2 protein-coding genes are annotated in these 4,390 nt (G+C 73.3%); both read left to right on the forward strand.

What is annotated here, in order from left to right:
• Positions 1-228 precede the first annotated feature (228 nt).
• Positions 229-2,559, forward strand: coding sequence for a heavy metal translocating P-type ATPase (locus N865_RS21010; protein WP_034810230.1), 2,331 nt, complete (start codon positions 229-231; stop codon positions 2,557-2,559).
• A gap of 105 nt (positions 2,560-2,664) precedes the next feature.
• Positions 2,665-4,329 (forward strand): long-chain-fatty-acid--CoA ligase, encoded by a 1,665-nt coding sequence (locus N865_RS21015; RefSeq protein ID WP_211244946.1) that lies wholly within the window; start codon positions 2,665-2,667, stop codon positions 4,327-4,329.
• Positions 4,330-4,390 lie beyond the last annotated feature (61 nt).

The raw sequence follows: 4,390 nt of genomic DNA on the forward strand, positions 1-4,390 counted from the left end.
GACGCCCACGCAAACGATGACGGCCCCGAGCGCGGGGAGCCCGGACCCGAGCATCGCCCGCCGGTGCCGGCGACCGGCGCGGGCCATCGGGCGCTCGCAGGGCTGTCACCGGTCGCCGACGCCGCACCCGCGCTCGGGGTCGGCGACCGCGGGCCCGCCGCGGAGCCGCTCGTGTGAGACGGCTCCCCTTGGCGTCGGGGTCGCGGTGGTCGGCGGGATGATGGAGGCGTGGGCAGGTGGCGCGACCGCACGCCTGCGGTCTTCTTCGTGGTCGCCGCGGTCCTGCTGGGCGGCGGCGCCATCGCGACGGTCACCGGGCACGACACCGCGGCCCACCTGACGTGGACGGCCGGGACGGTCCTCGGCCTCGTCCTCTCCGTGGTGTGGACCGCCGAAGCCGTCCGCCAACGGTCGCCGACGGTCGACATCATCGCCGTTCTCGCGCTCGCCGGGACGCTCTGGGTCGATGAGGCCTTCGCCGGCTCGATGGTCACGCTCATGCTCGCGAGCGGTCGCCTCCTCGAGGCGCGAGCTGCCGCTCGCGCGCGCCGCGAGCTCGGTCTCCTCGTCCAGCGAACCCCGCGCACGGCACGGCGGCGCGCGGGCAGCACGTTGACCGAGGTCGACGTCGAGGACGTCGTGCGCGGCGACCACCTCGTCGTCGGCACCGGCGAGGTCGTGCCGGTCGACGGGCGCCTCCTCGGGGTCGGGACGTTCGACGAGTCAGCCCTCACAGGCGAGCCGATGCCCGTCGAACGTCCCGACGGCGACGAGGTGCGCAGCGGCGTCGTCAACGCCGGTCCCCCGATAGACCTCGTCGCGACGACCATCGCCGCCGACTCGACGTATGCCGGCGTCGTCCGACTCGTGGAGCAGGCGCAGGCCTCCTCCGCCCCCTTCGTCCGCGTGGCCGACCGGATCGCCGTCTACTTCGTCCCCCTCGCCGTCGCTGTCGCGGGCCTGGCGTGGGCCCTGTCCGGGAGCACGGTGACGGCGGTGGCCGTCCTCGTCGTCGCCACCCCGTGCCCGCTCCTGCTCGCCGCACCCGTCGCCATCATGTCGGGGCTGTCCCGATCGGCGCGGGTCGGTGTCGTCGTCAAAGGCGGCGCCGCGCTCGAGAGTCTCGCCGCGGGCCGGGTGATGCTCTTCGACAAGACCGGGACCCTGACCCGAGGGCAACCGGCCCTCGCCGGGATCGTCACCGCAGTCCCGGACGGGAACGGCGACGAGGTGCTGCGCCTCGCGGCCTCGCTCGACCAGGTCTCGCCGCACCCGCTCGCCAGCGCCCTCGTCGGCGCGGCCCGGCGTCGGGGCCTCGACCTGGACCTGCCCTCCGAGGTGCAGGAGGTGCACGGCTACGGTCTCCAGGGCCGGGTCGGGGCGCACGACGTCCGGATCGGCAAGGCGTCCTGGGTCGTCGGTCCAGCGGTGCCCGACTGGCTCCGACGCGTGCGCCGCAGGGCCTCGCTCGACGGCACGCTCACGGTCTTCGTCGCCGTCGACGGGCGGGCCGCCGGGGCCTTCCTCCTCGACGACCCGATCCGTTCGGACGCCCCGCGCATGATCCGGGCGCTCCGCGATGCGGGCATCACGCGGACCGTCCTCGTCACCGGCGACCGCCCCGACGTCGCCGAGACGGTGGGCCGCATCGTCGGGGTCGATGCCGTCCTCGCCGACTGCGACCCTGTCGACAAGCTCGCCGCGGTCCGGGCCGAGTCCGTCGACGCCCGCACGATCATGGTCGGCGACGGCATCAACGACGCACCCGCCCTGGCCGCAGCCGGGGTCGGGGTGGCGCTCGCCGCGCGAGGCGCGACCGCGTCGTCGGAGGCTGCCGACATCGTGCTCACGGTCGACCGGGTCGACGCCCTCGCGGATGCGATCCTCATCGCGCGCCGGTCGCGGACGATCGCCCTGCAGGCCGTGGTCGTCGGGATGGGGCTCTCGCTGGCCGCGATGGTGATGGCCGCGCTGGGGCTGCTGCCTCCCGCAGCCGGCGCCGTGCTCCAGGAGGGCATCGACGTGATCGCCCTGCTCATCGCCCTCCGGGCCGTGCTCCCCGGCCGGACCCACTCGATCGCGATGTCCGAGGGCGACATCGCGACGGCGCAGCGGCTGCGAGTCGACCACGACGCCGTCGTCGCAGCCGTCGAGGGAATCCGTGCCGTCGCCGACGCACTGACGACCCGGGACACGACGATCGGTCCGGTCGTCGCGCTGCTCGGCCGCCTCGAGCACGTGGTCCTGCCGCACGAGCGCGCCGACGAGGAGCTGCTTATGCCGCTCGTCGCACGCGCCCTCGGCGGATCCGCCACCGCGACGATGAGCCGCACCCACGCCGAGATCGAGCACCAGGTGAGCCGGCTGCGGCGGCTCGTCGACGAGCTCGACGGGCTCGACGGGCTCGACGGTGGCGAGGTCCAGCCGGAGGACGTCGTCGAGCTGCGCCAGATCCTCTACGGCCTCTACGCCGTGTGCCGCCTCCACAACCGGCAGGAGGAGGAGGGCGCCTTCGCGCTCGTGCCATCGTCTCGCGGTCACGCGCCCACGGGTCGCTGACCGATCGACCGGGACTGAGCGGCATACTGGGCTCCGCCGGGGTTCGGGTGAGGTTCGGGAGAGTTCTCTCGACCGACAGTGAGGAGGCCGACCGTGGCCGAGGGCATGGAACGCATCTGGGTCCGTCACTACGCCGAGGGGGTGCCGGCCGACATCCCCCCGGTCGAGACGTCGCTCGTGGACCTCTTCGAGGACTCCGTCGCGCGCTTCGGCCCGCGCCCTGCGCTCGAGTTCTTCGGAGCCGTGACGACCTTCACCGAGCTCGGCGACCGGGTCCACCGGGCCGCCGAGGGGCTGCGCCGGCTCGGAGTCGGCAAGGGCGACCGCGTCGCGATCATCCTGCCGAACTGTCCTGAGCACATCGTCGCCTTTCACGCCGTGCTGCGCCTCGGCGCCGTCGTCGTCGAGCACAACCCGCTGTACACCGCCTCCGAGACCGAGCACCAGCTCGCCGACCACGGGGCGCGCGTCGTCATCGCCTGGGACAAGGTGTGCCCGGCGGTCCAGTCGGTCGCGGCCGTCGGCCACCTCGTCTCCGTCGACCTGACGCGGTCGATGCCGATGCGGACCCGGCTAGCCCTGCGGCTGCCCGTGGCGAGGGCGCGCCGTCTCAGGTCGGCCCTCACCGGGCCGGCTCCCGGGACATTCTCCTGGCCGTTGCTGCTCGAGGTCGGGTCGATCAGCCCGGGACACCCGCGGCCGACGGCCGACGACCTCGCCGCCATCCAGTACACGAGCGGCACGACCGGCGTCCCCAAGGGCGCCATGCTGACCCATCGCAACCTTGGCTCCAACGCTGCGCAGGGGCGGGCCTGGGTCCCCGGCCTCGTCGAGGGGCAGGAGGTCGTCTATGCCGTGCTGCCGATGTTCCACGCCTACGGCCTCACCCTCTGTCTCACCTTCGCCCTCAGCATCGGTGCTCGGCTCGTCCTCTTCCCCCGTTTCGACGTCGACCTCGTGCTCGCCGCGATGCGTCGGTCCCCGGCGACCTTCCTGCCGGCCGTCCCCCCGATCTACGAGCGACTCGCGGCGGCGGCGCAGGAGCGCGGAGTCGACCTCACCTCGATCCGTTCCGCGATCTCCGGCGCCATGGCGCTGCCTCCGGAGACCCTCGCCCTGTGGGAGAAGGTCACGGGCGGCCTCCTCGTCGAGGGCTACGGCCTGACCGAGACCTCACCCGTCGCCATCGGCAACGCGATGGGCCGCGAGCGGCGACCCGGCGCCATCGGAGTTCCCTTCCCGAGCACCGAGATCCGCGTCGTCGACCCCGACCACCCGACGGTCGACCGTCCGCCCGGCGAGCGCGGGGAGCTGCTCATCCGCGGCCCGCAGGTGTTCGCGGGCTACTGGAACAAGCCGGAGGAGACGGCCGCCACGCTCCTCGAGGGCGGCTGGCTGCGGACCGGCGACATCGTCCAGGTCGACGCCGACGGCTTCGTGTCCATCGTCGACCGCATCAAGGAGATCATCATCACCGGCGGCTTCAACGTCATGCCCTCCGAGGTCGAGGCGGCGCTGCGCGCGTTCCCCGGCATCACCGACGCCGCGGTCGTCGGTATCCCGCGCGCGGACGGCAGCGAGGACGTCGTCGCAGCGGTGACCCTGGCCGAGAGTGTCGAGCTCGACGAGGACGCCGTCCGGCAGCACTGCCGCTCGACCGTGGCCGCTTACAAGGTGCCCAAGAGGGTCGTCGCCGTCGACGACCTGCCCCGGTCGCAGATCGGCAAGGTGCTGCGCAAACAGGTCCGCGACTCGCTCATCAACGCCTGAGACGACGTATGCCGCTGGGCCGGCTTCCACGTGGCAGGTTCTAGCGGTCCTCGCAACACCT

Source organism: Intrasporangium oryzae NRRL B-24470 (assembly GCF_000576595.1).
Taxonomy (GTDB): domain Bacteria; phylum Actinomycetota; class Actinomycetes; order Actinomycetales; family Dermatophilaceae; genus Intrasporangium_C; species Intrasporangium_C oryzae.